Annotated in this window: 12 protein-coding genes and 1 pseudogene; 4 read left to right on the top strand and 9 right to left on the bottom strand. The window is 60.5% G+C overall.

Annotated elements, in window-relative coordinates; genetic code table 11:
- Positions 1-88 precede the first annotated feature (88 nt).
- The 4 genes and pseudogenes from PSH97_RS22785 (at position 89) to PSH97_RS22800 (ending at position 6395) form a co-directional block, all read left to right on the top strand.
- Positions 89-1249 carry an efflux RND transporter periplasmic adaptor subunit gene (locus tag PSH97_RS22785; protein ID WP_305446796.1) on the top strand — a complete coding sequence of 387 codons (1161 nt, stop codon included), beginning with the start codon at positions 89-91 and terminating at the stop codon, positions 1247-1249.
- The gene (locus tag PSH97_RS22790; RefSeq protein WP_305446797.1) at positions 1246-4347 is read left to right on the top strand and encodes a multidrug efflux RND transporter permease subunit; all 3102 of its coding nucleotides are present in this window, start codon (positions 1246-1248) and stop codon (positions 4345-4347) included. Before PSH97_RS22785 ends, PSH97_RS22790 begins: the two co-directional genes overlap by 4 nt.
- A gap of 9 nt (positions 4348-4356) precedes the next feature.
- Positions 4357-4686 (top strand): annotated as a pseudogene (locus PSH97_RS22795) (DNA-binding response regulator); the annotation flags it as partial.
- Between the two features lie 215 nt (positions 4687-4901).
- Complete coding sequence (locus PSH97_RS22800; RefSeq protein WP_305446798.1) at positions 4902-6395, top strand: sensor domain-containing diguanylate cyclase; 1494 nt, start codon at positions 4902-4904, stop codon at positions 6393-6395.
- Positions 6396-6508: 113 nt separating this feature from the next.
- On the opposite strand, the gene lpxC is transcribed toward PSH97_RS22800, so the two are convergent.
- The 9 genes from lpxC to murD all read right to left on the bottom strand — a co-directional run bounded on the left by lpxC (position 6509) and on the right by murD (position 16991).
- Positions 6509-7420: a UDP-3-O-acyl-N-acetylglucosamine deacetylase gene (gene lpxC / locus PSH97_RS22805; protein ID WP_007939852.1), complete on the bottom strand. Its 912-nt coding sequence runs from the start codon at positions 7418-7420 to the stop codon at positions 6509-6511.
- A 112-nt stretch (positions 7421-7532) separates the two neighbouring features.
- Positions 7533-8726: a cell division protein FtsZ gene (gene ftsZ / locus PSH97_RS22810; protein WP_007904318.1), complete on the bottom strand. Its 1194-nt coding sequence runs from the start codon at positions 8724-8726 to the stop codon at positions 7533-7535.
- Positions 8727-8794: 68 nt separating this feature from the next.
- Entirely contained in the window at positions 8795-10054 is a 1260-nt protein-coding gene (gene ftsA, locus PSH97_RS22815) for a cell division protein FtsA (RefSeq protein WP_007904319.1), read from the bottom strand.
- Between the two features lie 15 nt (positions 10055-10069).
- Positions 10070-10936: a cell division protein FtsQ/DivIB gene (locus PSH97_RS22820; RefSeq protein ID WP_305425276.1), complete on the bottom strand. Its 867-nt coding sequence runs from the start codon at positions 10934-10936 to the stop codon at positions 10070-10072.
- Positions 10937-10940: 4 nt separating this feature from the next.
- The gene (locus PSH97_RS22825) at positions 10941-11921 is read right to left on the bottom strand and encodes a D-alanine--D-alanine ligase (protein WP_305446799.1); all 981 of its coding nucleotides are present in this window, start codon (positions 11919-11921) and stop codon (positions 10941-10943) included.
- Positions 11918-13378, bottom strand: a complete 1461-nt coding sequence (gene murC, locus PSH97_RS22830) for a UDP-N-acetylmuramate--L-alanine ligase (RefSeq protein WP_008005018.1) — start codon at positions 13376-13378, stop codon at positions 11918-11920. The genes PSH97_RS22825 and murC overlap by 4 nt, the downstream gene beginning before the upstream one ends.
- Positions 13371-14441, bottom strand: coding sequence for an undecaprenyldiphospho-muramoylpentapeptide beta-N-acetylglucosaminyltransferase (gene murG, locus PSH97_RS22835; RefSeq protein ID WP_305446800.1), 1071 nt, complete (start codon positions 14439-14441; stop codon positions 13371-13373). The genes murC and murG overlap by 8 nt, the downstream gene beginning before the upstream one ends.
- Positions 14431-15648, bottom strand: a complete 1218-nt coding sequence (ftsW, locus tag PSH97_RS22840) for a putative lipid II flippase FtsW (RefSeq protein WP_305425273.1) — start codon at positions 15646-15648, stop codon at positions 14431-14433. The genes murG and ftsW overlap by 11 nt, the downstream gene beginning before the upstream one ends.
- Positions 15645-16991: a UDP-N-acetylmuramoyl-L-alanine--D-glutamate ligase gene (murD, locus tag PSH97_RS22845; RefSeq protein WP_305446801.1), complete on the bottom strand. Its 1347-nt coding sequence runs from the start codon at positions 16989-16991 to the stop codon at positions 15645-15647. The genes ftsW and murD overlap by 4 nt, the downstream gene beginning before the upstream one ends.
- Positions 16992-16995 lie beyond the last annotated feature (4 nt).

A 16995-nucleotide genomic window follows, 5' to 3' on the forward strand; every position in this document is an offset into this window, starting at 1 on the left:
CAGTCACTCTCCTGACGGGCTAACAGGTTTATAAAGGAAGGTATAAACCTGACAAAACTCCGACCACTCTGCCCGGCGCCCCATTCGCATGCGAATTCAGAAAAAAACCGCCCTGCTCGCCACCCTTCTGATCGTCCTGGCAGCGCTGGGCGTGTGGTACGCCGCCAAACCCGCCACGACCAAACTGGCCCCTTCCACCGCCATCCCCGTGCGAGTGGTCAGCGTCGCTGAAAAAGATGTGCCCCGCTACATCAGCGGCATCGGTTCGGTGCTGTCGTTGCACAGCGTGGTCGTGCGCCCGCAGATCGACGGCATCCTCACCAAGCTGCTGGTCAAGGAAGGCCAACGGGTGAACAAAGGTGATCTGCTGGCCACCATCGACGATCGCTCGATCCGCGCCAGCCTCGACCAGGCCCGGGCGCAACTGGGCGAAAGTCAGGCGCAACTGCAAGTGGCCCAGGTCAACCTCAAACGCTACAAACTGCTGAGCGTCGACGACGGCGTGTCCAAGCAGACCTACGACCAGCAACAAGCCCTGGTCAACCAACTCAAAGCCACCGCCCAAGGCAATCAGGCATCGATCGACGCCGCTCTGGTGCAGCTTTCTTACACACAGATCCGCTCCCCGGTCACCGGTCGCGTCGGTATTCGCACAGTGGATGAAGGCAACTTCCTGCGCATGACCGACACCCAAGGCCTGTTCACCGTGACCCAGATCGACCCGATCGCCGTGGAGTTTTCCCTGCCGCAACAAATGCTGCCAACCCTGCAGGGCCTGATCAACGATCCACAGCACACACCAGTCAAGGCTTACATCGGTGCCGACACCGACGGCGAAACCGGCAACCTGCTGGGCGAAGGCCACCTGACCCTGATCGACAACCAGATCAACGCCAACACCGGGACCATCCGCGCCAAGGCCGAGTTCGCCAACCCCGCACAGAAACTCTGGCCGGGCCTGCTGGTAACGGTAAAAATTCAGACAGCGCTGGATAAAAATGCGCTGGTGGTGCCGCCCACCGTCGTACAACGTGGCCTCGATCAACATTTCGTCTACCGGGTCAACGGCGACAAGGTCGAAGCCGTTCAGGTGCAGATGGTTTATCAAAGCAGCGGACAGGACATCATCAAAGGCGTGAAACCGGGCGATGTGTTGGTCAGCGACGGCCAGTCGCGGCTCAAACCTGGCTCGACCGTGCAGGTAGTGGCCGACCCACCGCAAATGGTGCAATCGGAGCCAAAACCATGAAGGGCCACGGTTCGATTTCCGCGTGGTGCATCGATCATCCGGTGGCGACGGTCCTGCTGACCTTTGCCCTGGTGCTGCTGGGGGTGATCGCCTTTCCGCGGCTGCCGATTGCACCACTGCCGGAAGCGGAATTCCCGACCATCCAGGTGGCCGCGCAACTGCCCGGCGCCAACCCCGAAACCATGGCCTCGTCGGTGGCCACGCCGCTTGAAGTGCAATTCAGCGCCATCCCCGGCGTGACCCAGATGACCTCGAGCAGCGCCCTGGGCTCGACCATTCTGACCCTGCAATTCACCCTCGACAAAAGCATCGACACCGCCGCGCAGGAAGTCCAGGCCGCGATCAACACCGCAGCCGGCAAGCTGCCCAAAGACATGCCGAACCTGCCGAACTGGAGGAAGGTCAACCCGGCCGACAGCCCGGTGCTGATCCTCAGCATCAACTCACCGCAAATGCCCGGCACCGAAGTCAGCGACTTGGTGGAAACCCTGCTCGCCCGTCAGATCAGCCAGATCGATGGCGTAGGCAATATCAACATCACCGGTCAGCAACGTCCGGCGATCCGCGTGCAGGCCTCGGCGGACAAACTCGCCGCCATTGGCCTGACCCTGGCGGACATTCGTCTCGCGATCCAGCAGACCAGCCTCAACCTGGCCAAGGGTGCGTTGTACGGCGAGTCGAGCATTTCGACCTTGTCCACCAACGACCAATTGTTCCATCCCCAGGAATACGGTCAGCTGATTGTTTCCTACAAGGACGGCGCACCGGTTCATCTCAAGGATGTAGCCAAAGTCGTCAACGGTTCGGAAGATGCCTACATCCAGGCTTGGGCTGACGGTCAGCCGGGGGTGAACCTGGTGATTTTCCGGCAACCGGGAGCCAACATCGTCGCGACCGTCGACCGTATTCAGGCGGCCCTGCCGACGCTGGAGGCCATGCTGCCAGCCACGGTACAGGTCAAAGTGTTGGTTGATCGCACCCAGACCATCCGCGCTTCGTTGCGTGAAGTGGAAGTCACCCTGCTGATCGCGATCCTGCTGGTGGTGGCGGTGATGGCGCTGTTCCTGAGGCAGTTGTCGGCGACCCTGATCGTGGCGTCGGTGCTCGGTGTGTCGCTGATCGCCAGTTTTGCCCTGATGTACATCATGGGCTTCAGCCTGAATAACCTGACACTGGTGGCGATCGTGGTGTCCGTCGGGTTTGTGGTGGACGATGCGATTGTGGTGGTGGAAAACATTCACCGCCATCTGGAGGCCGGCGACGGCATGCGTGAGGCGGCGATCAAGGGCGCCGGCGAGATCGGCTTTACCGTGGTTTCCATCAGTTTCTCGCTGGTGGCGGCGTTCATTCCGCTGCTGTTCATGGGCGGTGTGGTCGGGCGGCTATTCAAGGAATTCGCCCTGACCGCCACCTCGACCATCATGATTTCCGTGGTGGTGTCCCTGACGCTGGCGCCTACTTTGGCCGCGCTATTCATGCGCGCGCCGGTGCATCACGCCCACGACAAACCGGGTTTCGGCGAACGCTTGCTGGCGCTGTATGAGAAAGGCCTGCGCCGCGCCCTCGCCCATCAGAAATTGATGATCGGTGTGTTCGGCCTGTCCCTCGGCCTGGCGGTCGCCGGGTACATTTTCATTCCGAAGGGTTTTTTCCCGGTGCAGGACACCGGTTTCGTCCTCGGCACGACCGAAGCAGCGGCGGACATTTCCTACGGCGACATGGTGAAAAAACACCTGGCGATGGCCGAGATCGTCGCCGCCGATCCCGCCGTCGAGACGTTCTCCCATTCGGTTGGCGTTGCGGGCAGCAACCAGACCATCGCCAACGGACGGTTCTGGATTTCGCTGAAAAAACGCGGCGACCGCGATGTGTCCGCCAGCCAATTCATCGACCGTATTCGCCCACAGCTGATGAAAGTCCCGGGCATTGTGCTGTACCTGCGCGCCGGGCAAGACATCAACCTCAGCTCCGGCCCGAGCCGCGCGCAGTACCAATACGTACTCAAGAGCAACGACGGTGCCCTCCTGAGCACCTGGACCCAGCGCCTGACGGAAAAACTGCGCAGCAACCCGGCGTTCCGCGACATTTCCAACGACCTGCAACTGGGCGGCAGCATCACCCACATCAGCATCGACCGCAGCGCGGCGGCGCGTTTCGGCCTGACCGCCAGTGATGTCGATGAAGCGCTGTACGACGCCTTCGGCCAGCGGCAGATCAACGAATTCCAGACCCAGACCAACCAGTACAACGTGATTCTGGAGCTGGACACCAAACAGCGCGGCAAGGCCGAAAGCCTCAACTATTTTTACCTGCGCTCGCCGCTGAGCGGGGAAATGGTGCCGCTGTCGGCCCTGGCAAAATTCGAGGCGCCAACCATCGGCCCGCTGTCCATCGCTCACGACGGGATGTTCCCGGCGGCCAACCTGTCGTTCAACCTGGCGCCCGGCGTCGCGTTGGGCGACGCAGTCATCATGCTCGATCAGGCCAAGACCGACATTGGCATGCCGGCGGCCATCAGCGGTAATTTCCAGGGCGCGGCCCAGGCGTTCCAGAGTTCGCTGGCCAGCCAGCCTTGGCTGATTCTGGCGGCGCTGGTGGCGGTGTACATCATTCTTGGCGTTCTGTACGAAAGCTTCGTGCACCCGCTGACGATCATCTCGACCCTGCCCTCGGCAGGGCTCGGGGCGGTGATCATGCTGTGGATCTGCGGCCAGGACTTTTCGATCATGGCGCTGATCGGGCTGGTGCTGCTGATCGGCATCGTCAAGAAGAACGGCATCCTGATGATCGACTTTGCGCTGGACGCCCAACGTAACCGTGGCTTGCCTCCCGAAGAGGCGATCTATGAAGCGTGTATGACGCGGTTCCGGCCGATCATCATGACTACCCTCGCCGCCCTGCTCGGCGCCCTGCCGCTGATGCTCGGCTACGGGACCGGTGCCGAATTGCGCCAGCCGCTGGGGATTGCGGTGGTCGGCGGCTTGCTGGTGAGCCAGGCGCTGACGCTCTTCACTACGCCGGTCATATACTTGTGGCTTGAGCGGCTATTCCATAGACCCACACCAGCACAGCAGCCGGTGCTGGCGACCACAGACTGAGGCGGGGTCATGCGCGTTCTGATTATCGAAAACGAAGAAAAAACCGCGGACTATCTGCACCGCGGTCTGACGGAACAGGGCTACACCGTGGACGTGGCCCGCGATGGCGTCGAAGGCCTGCACCTGGCGCTGACGATTACCTCGGCAAACCGTTTTCCTTCCTCGAACGGGTGGCGCGTTTACAAGCGCTGACCCGGCGCAGCGGCGGCCAAGAACCCGGTGCAGATGAGCATTGCCGAGCTGTGGATAGATTTGATCAGCCGCAAGGCCACCCGTACCAGCACACGCCTGGACCTGACCGCCAAAGAGATCTCGCTGCTCGGCGTACTGGCTCGGCGGATGAACACCTTCGGAATTCATTTACCGATCTTTACCTTTCCCGGGTAATTGTCGACTACCCTCTGAATGTCTTCTAAGCTTCAATTAGCAAAAGGCCAGCATGTTTTGCTGGCCTTTTCTTTATCCGGGATTTATATAGGCGCGACGGTTTCTGGGACTCTGCCCGATTCTTGTAAAAGCACTTTCATAATGCCTTATTTGCAGAAGTCAGAACCATGAGTGTGAGCAGTGCGAAATCCCGTGATCCGATCCGTTCGACACGGTCGGAGCGGCTTCTGGTTCTCAGTAGTGTGTTGTTGGTTATTGCGATACTGAGCATCGTCGCATTCCTGCTGATCCGTGAACGCGCCAATGCCGAATTGTCCGCCGCTCGTGCCGCCAACAATATCGTGCAATTGATCGACGCCGACGTGCTGCGCAATGTCGAACTTTATGATGTGTCCCTGCTGGGTTTGATCGCTGCCTACCAGCGAGAAGACCTCAAGAGCGTTTCTCCAGCCATTCGCCATCTGGCCTATTTCGACCGCGCTACTGCCGCGCCGTACAAGGGCAACATTTTGTTGCTCGACAACAAGGGCGACGTGATTGCAGACTCGGCCTCGGTGGAGCCCAGGCAGGGCAACTTCGCCGATCGCGAATACTTCCAGTCCCACGTGAACAACCCGGACCCGGGCATGTTCATCAGTCCCCCCTTCAGAGCCAGGTCGCCCGAACAGGATTGGCGTATCAGTTTCAGCCGCCGGGTGAACGGCCCCCAGGGCGAGTTCCTCGGTGTGGCCGAAGCCGCCATGCGTTTGAGTTACTTCGATCAGTTGTTCAACAGTCTGAGCATCGGTCGCGACAGTACGGTCAATCTGATCAGCAAAGACGGGATTCTGCTAGCCCAGCAACCCCGCTTGGCCGAAGAGCTGATCGGCAAGGATTTCAGTAGCCGCCCCAATTTCCAACGCATCGTCAAGGAAGGCAACGGCAGCTTCACCGGCCTGTCCAGCCGCCACAAGGATAAGCGCCTGTACACGTTCTCCAAGGTCGGGAACTTGCCGTTGATCGTCATCGTTGCGCTGTCCAGCGATGAAGTCTTTGCGGCCTGGAAGCGCACCGCAGTGGTGGTCAGCTTTGCGACCATTGCCCTGTGCGTGAGCCTGCTGTGGCTGACCTGGTTGCTCTGCCGGGAATTGCGTCGGCGTCACGGTGCCGAGCAGGAATTGGCCCAACTGGCCGCTACCGACTCCTTGACCGGACTGGCCAACCGCCGAACCCTGGATCAGGCCCTGCGCCATGAATGGTTTCGTGCCCAACGTTCCGGCCTGCCATTGTCGGTACTGATGATCGATGTCGATCACTTCAAGGCGTTCAACGATCGCCATGGCCATCAGGGCGGCGACGATGCCTTGCGCTTGGTGGCTAAAGTGATCAGCAACCATGTTCGACGACCGGCGGATCTGGTCGCCCGTTATGGTGGCGAGGAGTTTTCGGTGATCCTGGCTGAAACCGACAGCGCCGGCGCGCAACAGATTGCCGACAACGTCCGCGCAGCGGTGGAACAGTTGCCGTTGGTGGGAGGTGATGAGTCGCCGATTACTGTCAGTATTGGTATCAGCACCTGGACGACCGCAACCGACATCAGCCTGGAACAGTTGCTGTTTTCGGCGGACAAGGCGCTGTATCAGGCCAAGGAAAGTGGGCGGAATCGGGTGGTTGCTGCGTAGTTGATCGTTCCCACGCTCCGCGTGGGAACGATCAAAAAACACCGGGTACTTTCCCGCAGGAATAAAAAAAGGCCACCCGAAGGCAGCCTTTAAAAACTAGAGAGGTTTTTTGCTTACACGGCCGCAACAGGACGCATGTAAGAGATCGGTGCAGTGCTGGCGTCTTCGAAAGTCACGACTTCCCAAGCATCTGTCTGCTCAATCAACTTGCGCAGCAGCTGGTTGTTCAATGCATGTCCGGACTTGAAGCCCTTGAACTCACCAATCAGGCTATTGCCCAGCAGGTAGAGGTCACCAATTGCATCGAGGATCTTGTGCTTCACGAATTCGTCTTCATAGCGAAGGCCGTCTTCGTTCAGTACACCATCCGCGTCGACCACAATAGCGTTTTCAACGCTGCCGCCGAGTGCGAGGTTGTGCTTGCGCAGGTACTCGATATCACTCATGAAACCAAAGGTACGGGCGCGGCTGACTTCTTTTACGAACGAAGTGCTGGAAAAATCCACGCTTGCACTTTGTGTGCGGTCACGGAAAACCGGGTGATCGAAATCGATCTCGAAGCTCACTTTGAAACCTTCGAAAGGGACGAAAGTGGCGCGCTTGTCGCCGTCTTCCACTGTCACTTCCCGCAGGATCCGGATGAACTTCTTGGCGGCGTCCTGCTCTTCCAGGCCGGCCGATTGAATCAGGAATACGAAGGGTCCAGCGCTACCATCCATGATCGGGACTTCGGACGCGGAGAGCTCGACGTAGGCGTTATCGATGCCCAGGCCAGCCATGGCCGAGAGCAGGTGCTCCACCGTGTCCACTTTGACGTCACCGTTAACAAGCGTGGTCGACATAGTGGTTTCGCCAACGTTTTCCGCGCGGGCAGGAATCTGCACGACAGGGTCGAGGTCAGCACGACAAAACACAATGCCGGTGTCGACGGGCGCTGGCTTGAGGGTCAGATAGACCTTCTCCCCGGAGTGCAGGCCGACACCTGTGGCACGGATAATATTCTTCAGGGTGCGTTGTTTTATCATGGCATGGGCCGCTTCAGCGCAAATTGCGAACTGGTATCAACAAAGGCTGGCGATGATAGCAGACCAGACCTTTGCTGAACACCAATCACCCTAATACCCCTGATACATTTCATCAATCGGCCTGACGACGCAGGAAAGCCGGGATGTCCAGGTAGTCCAGGTCATCTTGCGGGTTCATCTTCGCGGCAGTCGCAGCACCGGCCTGAGCCTGGTTGCGCATGACAGTCGGACGGTCCAGGTCACGGTAGTTCACCGCAGGCTGTTCTTGACGAACAGGGGCTTGTTGTTGTGGCTGGGAAGCCATCGAGGTGTGGACGGTATTGTCGATGACCTTCACAGGCTTCTCGATTTTAGCGCCTAAACCAGTGGCAACAACAGTCACGTGCAGCTCGTCGCGCATGTCCGGATCGATAACGGTACCGACCTTGACCATCGCGTGCTCGGAAGCGAAGGCTTCGATGATGCTACCCACGTCGGAGTACTCACCCAGGGACAGGTCAGGACCGGCGGTGATGTTCACCAGGATGCCGCGTGCGCCTTGCAGGTTCACGTCTTCGAGCAACGGGTTGCGAATGGCCGCTTCGGTGGCCTCACGTGCACGGTTCGGACCGCTGGCGCAGCCAGTGCCCATCATCGCCATGCCCATTTCGCTCATCACGGTACGCACGTCGGCAAAGTCGACGTTGATCATGCCCGGACGCTTGATGATGTCGGAAATACCGCGAACGGCACCGGCCAGTACATCGTCGGCCTTGGCGAAAGCCGACAGCAGGCTTGCGTCTTTACCGAGGATGGTCAGCAGCTTCTCGTTGGGAATGGTGATCAACGAGTCGACGCTTTCAGACAGCAGACGAATACCTTCGTCGGCGATCTGCATACGCTTGCGACCTTCGAACGGGAACGGACGGGTCACCACCGCAACGGTGAGGATCCCCATTTCCTTGGCCACTTCGGCGATGATCGGCGCAGCACCGGTACCGGTACCACCGCCCATGCCGGTGGTGATGAACACCATATTGGTGCCCTGCAGGACTTCGGCAATGCGCTCACGGTCTTCGAGAGCGGCCTGACGACCTACTTCAGGGTTGGCACCAGCGCCCAGACCTTTGGTCACGCCGGTACCCAGTTGCAGGATGGTCCGCGCGCCGATGCTTTTCAGCGCTTGGGCATCAGTGTTGGCGCAGATGAATTCAACGCCTTCAATGTTGCTCTTGACCATGTGATTGACAGCGTTGCCGCCGCCACCGCCAACACCGATAACTTTAATTACCGGGCTTGCGGGGATGTTGTCTACGAGTTCGAACATTTTCCCTCTCCTTACATTCTCTAGTTTTTTCGCCTACTGCTGTTTGAAGCGGTGTTGCGGTAAAGCTTTTAGAAATTGCCTTGTACCCAGCTCTTGAAGCGATCGAGCAGGGCGACTTTCGGTTCGTCATTGCTGTAGCTGTCGCGGCTGCCGATGCCCGAGAACGAAATCCCGTCGGACTGCTTCTGCAGGCCGTACATCAACAGGCCAACGCCGGTGGAATAAATCGGGTTGCGGACCACGTCGTCCAGGCCCTTGACGCCATGCGGCACGCCCAGGCGAACCGGCATGTGGAAGATCTCTTCGGCCAGTTCCACCGCGCCTTCCATCTTCGACGTACCGCCGGTCAGCACGATGCCGGCCGGAATCAGGTCTTCGTAGCCACTGCGACGCAGTTCGGCCTGGATCAGGGTGAACAGCTCGTCGTAACGCGGCTCGACCACTTCGGCCAGGGCCTGACGGGACAGCTCGCGCGGTGGACGATCGCCGACGCTCGGCACCTTGATGGTTTCACCGGCACCAGCCAGTTTGGCCAGGGCGCAGGCGTAGCGAATCTTGATTTCTTCGGCGTACTGGGTCGGGGTGCGTAGCGCCATGGCGATGTCGTTGGTCACCTGATCGCCCGCAATCGGGATCACCGCGGTGTGACGGATCGCGCCTTCGGTAAAGATCGCGATGTCGGTGGTGCCGCCGCCGATGTCCACCAGGCACACGCCCAGCTCTTTCTCGTCGTCGGTCAGGACCGAATACGCGGAAGCCAGTTGCTCGAGAATGATGTCGTCGATTTCCAGACCGCAGCGGCGCACGCATTTTTCAATGTTCTGTGCGGCGTTGACGGCGCAGGTGACCACGTGAACCTTGGCTTCCAGACGCACGCCGGACATACCCAGCGGCTCGCGAACGCCTTCCTGGTTATCGATCACGTAATCCTGCGGCAGGGTGTGCAGCACGCGCTGGTCAGCCGGGATCGCCACGGCCTGGGCTGCGTCGAGGACGCGCTCAAGGTCGGCGGAGCTGACTTCGCGATCACGAATCGCCACGATGCCGTGGGAGTTCAGGCTGCGGATGTGATTGCCGGCCACGCCGACAAACGCCGAGTGGATCCGGCAACCGGCCATCAGCTGCGCTTCTTCGATAGCGCGCTGGATCGACTGGACGGTGGACTCGATGTTCACCACTACGCCTTTTTTCAGGCCGCGGGACGGATGAGTACCGATCCCGACGATTTCGAGCGTGCCGTCGTCCGAGACCTCGCCGACCAGCGCCACCACCTTGGAGGTGCCGATATCGAGACCGACGATCATTTTGCCGCTTTGCACGTTTGCCATGGGTCCTGCCTCTTCTTAATTCTTCGCGACAGCGGGTTGGGCTGTCGTGGGCGCTACAGGTTCCCGCCAGCCAACGGCGAGGCCGTTGGCGTAGCGCAGATCGATGCGCGCAATGTTCGTAATCTGCTCTTTGAGCGTCTTGTCATAGATGGCAATGAAGCGGCGCATCCTTTCCACCAGCTTGCCGCGTCCCAGCAGCAGTTCGATTCCCGGGCCCGCGCTGCCGGCGCCGGTGGTCAGGAACCAACTGCCTCGTTCACGCAACTCCAGGCGTGCAATCGAGAAACCCAATGGCCTGAGCATCTGGCTCAGCACCTGGTATTGCTGCATCACTTGCTGCTGAGCCCGCTGCGGGCCGAACAGCTGTGGCAAATGTTCGTAGTTCGCCAGCTCACGCGGGGTGAACGCCTGCCCCTGATTGTTCAACAGCGACTCATCGCCCCAACGGGCCACCGGCAGTTGTTCTTCCAGGCGAATCACTACTTGATCCGGCCATACCCTGCGCACTTCGGCGTGGGCAATCCATGGCATCTGTTCAAGCTCGGTGCGCATGCCCGCCAGGTCGATGGTGAAGAAGCTCGACGCCACGTAGGGGGCGATCCGCTGCTGCACCGCTTGCTGGCTGATGTAACTCAAGTCGCCCTGCACCGCGATCTTGGTGATCGGCCGGTCGGCGTACGGCAGCAAACGCTGTGCGCCTTCATAAGTGCCGAACCCCAGTGCAACCAACAGCACGGGCCAGAACAGGCTTTTCAGAAAACCAAAGTTGGCTTTCGGCAGGCGCGCGGACATCGGCTCTTTGGCCACCATTCGGCTGGCACCCCGCGGCACCGGCTTGCGGCCGGGTGCGGAGGGCTGATGTCTCAGCTGTGCGCCTTGCATGGTCTTAACCTCGCGGCTCTTCGTTGCTGGCAGCATTACCGGCAACGCTTGCGGCCAGAATCGCCAGAACCAGTTGCTGGAAATCCAGGCCAGCGGCACGGGCCGCCATCGGAACCAGACTGTGATCGGTCATGCCCGGTGCGGTGTTGACTTCCAGGAACCAGAACTGCCCGTCGGCGTCCTGCATCACGTCTGCCCTGCCCCAACCGGCGATACCCAGCGCCTCACAGGCTTTGGCCGTGAGGTCCATGAGTTCTTTTTCTTTGTTGCTGTCCAGGCCACACGGGATCCGGTACTGGGTATCGGAAGCCACGTACTTGGCGTCGTAGTCGTAGAAACTGTGGGTTGTGCCCAAGGCGATTGGAGGCAACACCTGGTCACGCAGGGTGGCGATGGTGAACTCCGGACCTTGAATCCATTGCTCGACCAACACTTGCGAATCGTAGGTACTGGCCGCTTTCCACGCGTCGATCAATTCAGACGCGCGAGTCACTTTGGCCATCCCGATACTGGAGCCTTCATGGGCCGGTTTGACGATCAAAGGGAAGCCCAGTTCCGTGGCCGCCGAAATACAATCGGCCTCAGAGCTCAGTACCGCATGGCGTGGCGTCGGAATACCGAGGCTATGCCAGACCTGCTTGGTGCGCAGTTTGTCCATGGCCAGTGCCGAGGCCAGAATGCCGCTGCCGGTGTACGGAATGCCCAGGCATTCGAGCAAGCCCTGCATGCTGCCGTCTTCACCGCCACGACCGTGGAGGATGATGAAGGCGCGATCGATTTTTTCGTTCAGCAGACGCTGCAGCAGGTCATCGCCCACATCAAGACCGAAAGCGTCCACACCGGCGCTTTGCAGTGCGTCGAGCACCGCGTTACCCGACTTCAGGGAGACCTCACGCTCAGCACTCTTGCCACCGAACAGCACGGCGACACGGCCGAAATCTTTCGGCGCGATAGTGGAGACGAGGTTGGCGTAAGCAGCAGTCATTTCAACTTCCCCACGCTTGGCGCGGCAACCGCGCCAGCGAACAACGGACTATTCAACAGTTTCGGTGCGAGACCGCCGATATCACCGGCGCCCTGGCACAGCAGAATGTCGCCGGCACGCAGCAGCGGCTTGACGATTGGCGCGAGGTCGATGCCGCGCTCGATGTAGATCGGGTCGAGCTGACCGCGCTGGCGAATGCTGTTGCACAGTTTGCGGCTATCAGCACCCGGAATCGGTTCTTCACCGGCCGGATAAACTTCCATCAACAGCAAGACGTTGGCGTCGGCCAGCACATTGACGAAATCGTCGTACAGGTCGCGGGTGCGGCTGTAACGGTGCGGCTGGTAAACCATCACCAGACGGCGCTCCGGCCAGCCACCGCGCACGGCTTTGATCACGGCTGCGACTTCGGTCGGGTGGTGACCATAGTCGTCCACCAGCATCACGTTGCCGCCTTCAACCGGCAGTTCGCCGTACACCTGGAAGCGACGACCGACACCCTGGAACCCGGACAGGCCCTGGACGATGGCTTCATCGCTGACGCCTTCGTCGGTGGCGATGCAGATGGTCGCCAGCGCGTTCAGGACGTTATGGTTGCCCGGCATGTTCACCGACACATCCAGCGGCTCGCGATCAGGGCGCAGCACGGTAAAGAAAGTCTGCATGCCTTGTTGGCGCACATTGATGGCGCGCACGTCGGCATCGTCGCCAAAGCCATAAGTGACCGTCGGACGTTTCACCTGCGGGAGGATTTCACGCACCACCGGATCGTCCAGGCACACCACCGCCAGACCGTAGAACGGCAGGTTGTGCAGGAACTCGACGAAGGTTTTCTTCAGTTTGTTGAAGTCGCCGTCGTAGGTCGCCATGTGGTCGGCGTCGATGTTGGTGACCACGGCCACCAGCGGCTGCAAGTGCAGGAAGCTGGCATCGCTTTCGTCGGCTTCGGCGATCAGGTAACGGCTGGTGCCAAGCTGGGCATTGGTGCCCGCGGCATTCAGACGACCACCGATAACGAATGTCGGGTCCAGGCCACCAGCGGCGAACACCGAAGCGATCAGGCTGGTGGTCGTAGTTTTGCCGTGGGTACCGGCGACGGCGATGCCGTGGCGGTAGCGCATCAGTTCGGCCAGCATCTCGGCACGCGGCACCACCGGAATCCGGCGTTCCAGGGCGGTGGCGACTTCCGGGTTGGAAGTGTTCACAGCGCTGGAGGTGACCAGCACATCGGCGTTCGCGGCGTTCTCGGCACGGTGGCCGATATAGATGTGGGCACCGAAGGATTCCAGGCGCTCGGTCACCGGCGAAGCTTTCAGGTCGGAACCGGACACTTCATAGCCCAGGTTCAGCAACACTTCGGCGATGCCGCACATGCCCACGCCGCCGATACCGACGAAGTGGATGCGACGGATGCGGCGCATTTCCGGGTGCGGCATGGCTTTCTTGTTCTCAACCATGGGCCACCTCCAGGCAGGTATCGACCACGTTACGAGTGGCATCGGGTTTGGCCAGGCGGCGTGCCGCGGTGGCCATGTCGTTGAGTCGTTGCGGTTGCATCAAGACCTCTGTCAGGCGAGCGGCAAGATCCGCTGCGCCAGTCGTTCTTTGCGGCATCAGGAAGGCAGCGCCTTCACGGGCCAAATAATCGGCGTTACGGGTCTGGTGATCGTCGATCGCGTGGGGCAAAGGCACCAGCATCGAGGGCAGACCGGCAGCCGCCAGTTCACTGATGGTCAATGCGCCTGCGCGGCACACCACCAGGTCGGCCCAGCCATAGGCTTGGGCCATGTCTTTGATGAAAGGCTGCACTTGCGCCTCGACGCCAGCCGCGCGATAGCGCTCTGCAGTCACTTCATCGTGGTTTTTGCCGGCCTGATGAAACACGTCCGGCCGCAGGTCGGGGGCGACTTGCGACAGGGCTTCAGGCAGCAACTTGTTCAACGGCTCTGCGCCCAGGCTTCCGCCCAGGATCAGCAAACGCGCCTTGCGACCGGCCAGGGCAGGTCGCGGTGTTTCGAGGAACAGCTCGGTGCGCACCGGGTTACCGGTGGTACGACGGCTGTTCGACAGGGTAAAGGTGTCGGGGAACGCTTCACAGACTCGGGCGGCCAACGGCACCAGCAACCGATTGGCGGTACCGGCTACGGCGTTCTGCTCATGAACGATGACCGGTACTCCGGCCAGTCTGGCTGCAACGCCGCCGGGACCGGTCACAAAACCACCGAAGCCGACCACACACACCGGCCGCAGTTGACGAATGATCGCCCGCGCCTGCCAGATCGACTTGAGCAACATGAACGGCGCCTTGAGCAGGGACAATTTGCCCTTGCCGCGCAAACCGCTGACGTGGATTCGATGCAATTGAAGGCCGGCCGCTGGCACCAGATCGTTTTCGATCCCGCGCGGCGTGCCGAGCCAGTGCACGGTGTAACCGCGGGCCTGGAACTCGCGAGCGCAGGCCAATGCCGGGAACACGTGGCCCCCGGTGCCGCCAGCCATGATCAATACGTTAGCGCCCATGGGTCGGCTCCTCGGCGAAGTCGCTCTCATGGAACTCCATCTCTTCACTGCCCAAATGGGTTCGACTCTCCCACTCGATGCGCAACAACAAGCCAAGACAGGCACAGCAGATCACCAACGAACTGCCGCCATAACTGAGGAATGGCAGGGTCAGACCTTTGGTTGGCAGCAGGCCGACGTTCACCCCGATGTTGATCAGGAACTGACCAATCCACAGGAACGACAAGCCATACGCGATATAGGCAGCGAAGAATTGCTTGGCCTTCTCGGCCCAATAACCGATGTACATGCCACGAATACAGACAAAGACGAACAGCGCTACCGTGCACAAGGAACCCACGGCACCCAGTTCTTCGGCCAGGACCGAGAACACGAAGTCGGTGTGGGCTTCCGGCAGGTAGAACTGTTTCTGCACGCTGTTGCCCAGGCCAACGCCCAGCCATTCGCCGCGACCGAAAGCGATCAAGGCTTGAGACAACTGATAGCCAGCACCGAACTGGTCAGCCCATGGGTCCGCGAAGTTGGTCAGGCGCGCCATTCGATACGGCTGCATTTGAATCAACAACACCACTGCACCGACAGCCAGGACAACCATCAAGGAAAAACGGAACAGCCCGACCCCGCCGAGGAACAGCATCGCCGCAGCAGCCCCCATCATCACGACGGTGGCACCGAAGTCCGGTTCCATCAGCAACAGACCCGCCATCGGCAGCAGAACGATGAACGGCTTGAAGAAGCCCATCCAGCTTTCACGCACTTCTTTCTGGCGACGCACCAGATAACCGGCGAGGTAGATCACCACGAATACCTTGGCGATCTCGGAAGGCTGGACGTTGAAGAAACTGAAGCCGATCCAGCGCATCGAACCGTTCACTTCACGGCCGATCCCGGGAATGATCACCATCACCAGCAAACCGAACGCACCAATCAGCATCAGCCAGCCCAGGCGTTGCCAGGTAGCGATCGGAATCATCATGGTGACGATACAGGCACCAAGGCCCAGCACCACGTAGATAAGGTGGCGAATCATGTAATACAGGGCACTGCCCGACTGCACCGCCGCCACTTCGGTCGATGCCGATGCAATCATGACCAGCCCCAGGCCCAGCAGCGCCAGGCAGCCGGCGAGCATCGGGAAATCGAGGTCGATGCCGCGCCCGGTGATGATCGGCGACGGGTACGGCTTGATGATATTCAGGAGGCTCATGCCAAGCCCTCCACGGCGCGGACAAACTGGTGACCGCGATCTTCGTAGTTCTTGAACATGTCGAAACTGGCGCAGGCCGGCGACAGCAGCACCGCGTCGCCCGGTTCGGCGATGGCGCGGCATTGCGCTACAGCTTCGTCCAGCGAATTGACGCGAATCAGCGGTACGCCATCGCCGATGGCCTGGGCGATCAGCTCGGAGTCCCGGCCCATCAGCACCACGGCACGGCAGTTGGCCGCGACCGGATCACGCAGGTCCTTGAACTCGGCACCCTTGCCATCGCCACCGGCGATCAGCACGAGCTTGCCATCGATGTCCGCCCCCAGGCCTTCGATAGCGGCCAGTGCGGCGCCGACGTTGGTGGCTTTGGAATCGTTGTAGTAGCTCACGCCATTGAGGTCGCGAACCCATTGGCAGCGATGCTCGAGACCGGCGAAGGTGCGCAGGCTCGAAAGCATGGCATCGAACGGCAGCCCCACGGCGTGGCCCAGCGCCAAGGCCGCCAGGGCGTTGGACTGGTTATGCGCGCCACGAATCTTCAGCTCGCGCACCGGCATCAGGTTCTGGAATTCGAAGGCCAGGTATTTCTCGCCATCCTCTTCCCGGATACCAAAGGCCTTGAAATCGGGTTTGCTCAAACCGAAGGTCCAGCACGGCTGACCTTCCCCCATCAGCGGACGACTCAAGGCGTCCTGACGGTTGACCACAAACTGCCTGGCGCCACGGAAGATCCGGTGCTTGGCCAAGTGATAAGCCGGCAGACCGCTGTAGCGGTCCATGTGGTCTTCGCTGATGTTGAGCACAGTCGCCACTTCGGCGCCGAGGTGATCGGTGGTTTCGAGCTGGAAGCTCGACAGCTCCATCACGTACAACTCGATGTCGTCGCTGAGCAAATCCAGTGCTGGCGTGCCGAGGTTGCCGCCGACGGCAACACGCTTGCCGGCCGCAGCCGCCATCTCGCCGACCAGGGTAGTGACGGTGCTTTTTGCGTTGGAACCGCTGATGGCGACAATCGGCGCCTTCGCGTTACGCGCGAACAGCTCGATGTCGCCGGACAACTTCACGCCACGGGCGGCGGCAGCCTGCAGGGCCGGGGTCGCCAGCGCCAGGCCCGGGCTCACATAGAGCTCGTCGGCACGGCACAGGAATTCGACGTCCAGCTCGCCACAACGCACTTCCACGTGCGGATAGTCACGCTTGAGCGTGGCCAGTTCCGGTGGATTTTCCCGCGTATCGGCGACAGCAAACGACACGCCCCGGTTCGCCAGGAAGCGAACCAGGGACATGCCGCTCTTGCCGAGGCCGACAACGATGCGGAAGTGGTCAGAAGCGATCAGAGACACTCGT

Source organism: Pseudomonas cucumis, assembly GCF_030687935.1.
GTDB lineage: Bacteria > Pseudomonadota > Gammaproteobacteria > Pseudomonadales > Pseudomonadaceae > Aquipseudomonas > Aquipseudomonas cucumis.

Coding starts and splice junctions, on each gene's coding strand:
- PSH97_RS22785 (WP_305446796.1), top strand. CDS start 89: ATGCGAATTCAGAAAAAAACCGCCCTGCTCGCCACCCTTCTGATCGTC.
- PSH97_RS22790 (WP_305446797.1), top strand. CDS start 1,246: ATGAAGGGCCACGGTTCGATTTCCGCGTGGTGCATCGATCATCCGGTG.
- PSH97_RS22800 (WP_305446798.1), top strand. CDS start 4,902: ATGAGTGTGAGCAGTGCGAAATCCCGTGATCCGATCCGTTCGACACGG.
- lpxC (WP_007939852.1), bottom strand. CDS start 7,420: ATGATAAAACAACGCACCCTGAAGAATATTATCCGTGCCACAGGTGTC.
- ftsZ (WP_007904318.1), bottom strand. CDS start 8,726: ATGTTCGAACTCGTAGACAACATCCCCGCAAGCCCGGTAATTAAAGTT.
- ftsA (WP_007904319.1), bottom strand. CDS start 10,054: ATGGCAAACGTGCAAAGCGGCAAAATGATCGTCGGTCTCGATATCGGC.
- PSH97_RS22820 (WP_305425276.1), bottom strand. CDS start 10,936: ATGCAAGGCGCACAGCTGAGACATCAGCCCTCCGCACCCGGCCGCAAG.
- PSH97_RS22825 (WP_305446799.1), bottom strand. CDS start 11,921: ATGACTGCTGCTTACGCCAACCTCGTCTCCACTATCGCGCCGAAAGAT.
- murC (WP_008005018.1), bottom strand. CDS start 13,378: ATGGTTGAGAACAAGAAAGCCATGCCGCACCCGGAAATGCGCCGCATC.
- murG (WP_305446800.1), bottom strand. CDS start 14,441: ATGGGCGCTAACGTATTGATCATGGCTGGCGGCACCGGGGGCCACGTG.
- ftsW (WP_305425273.1), bottom strand. CDS start 15,648: ATGAGCCTCCTGAATATCATCAAGCCGTACCCGTCGCCGATCATCACC.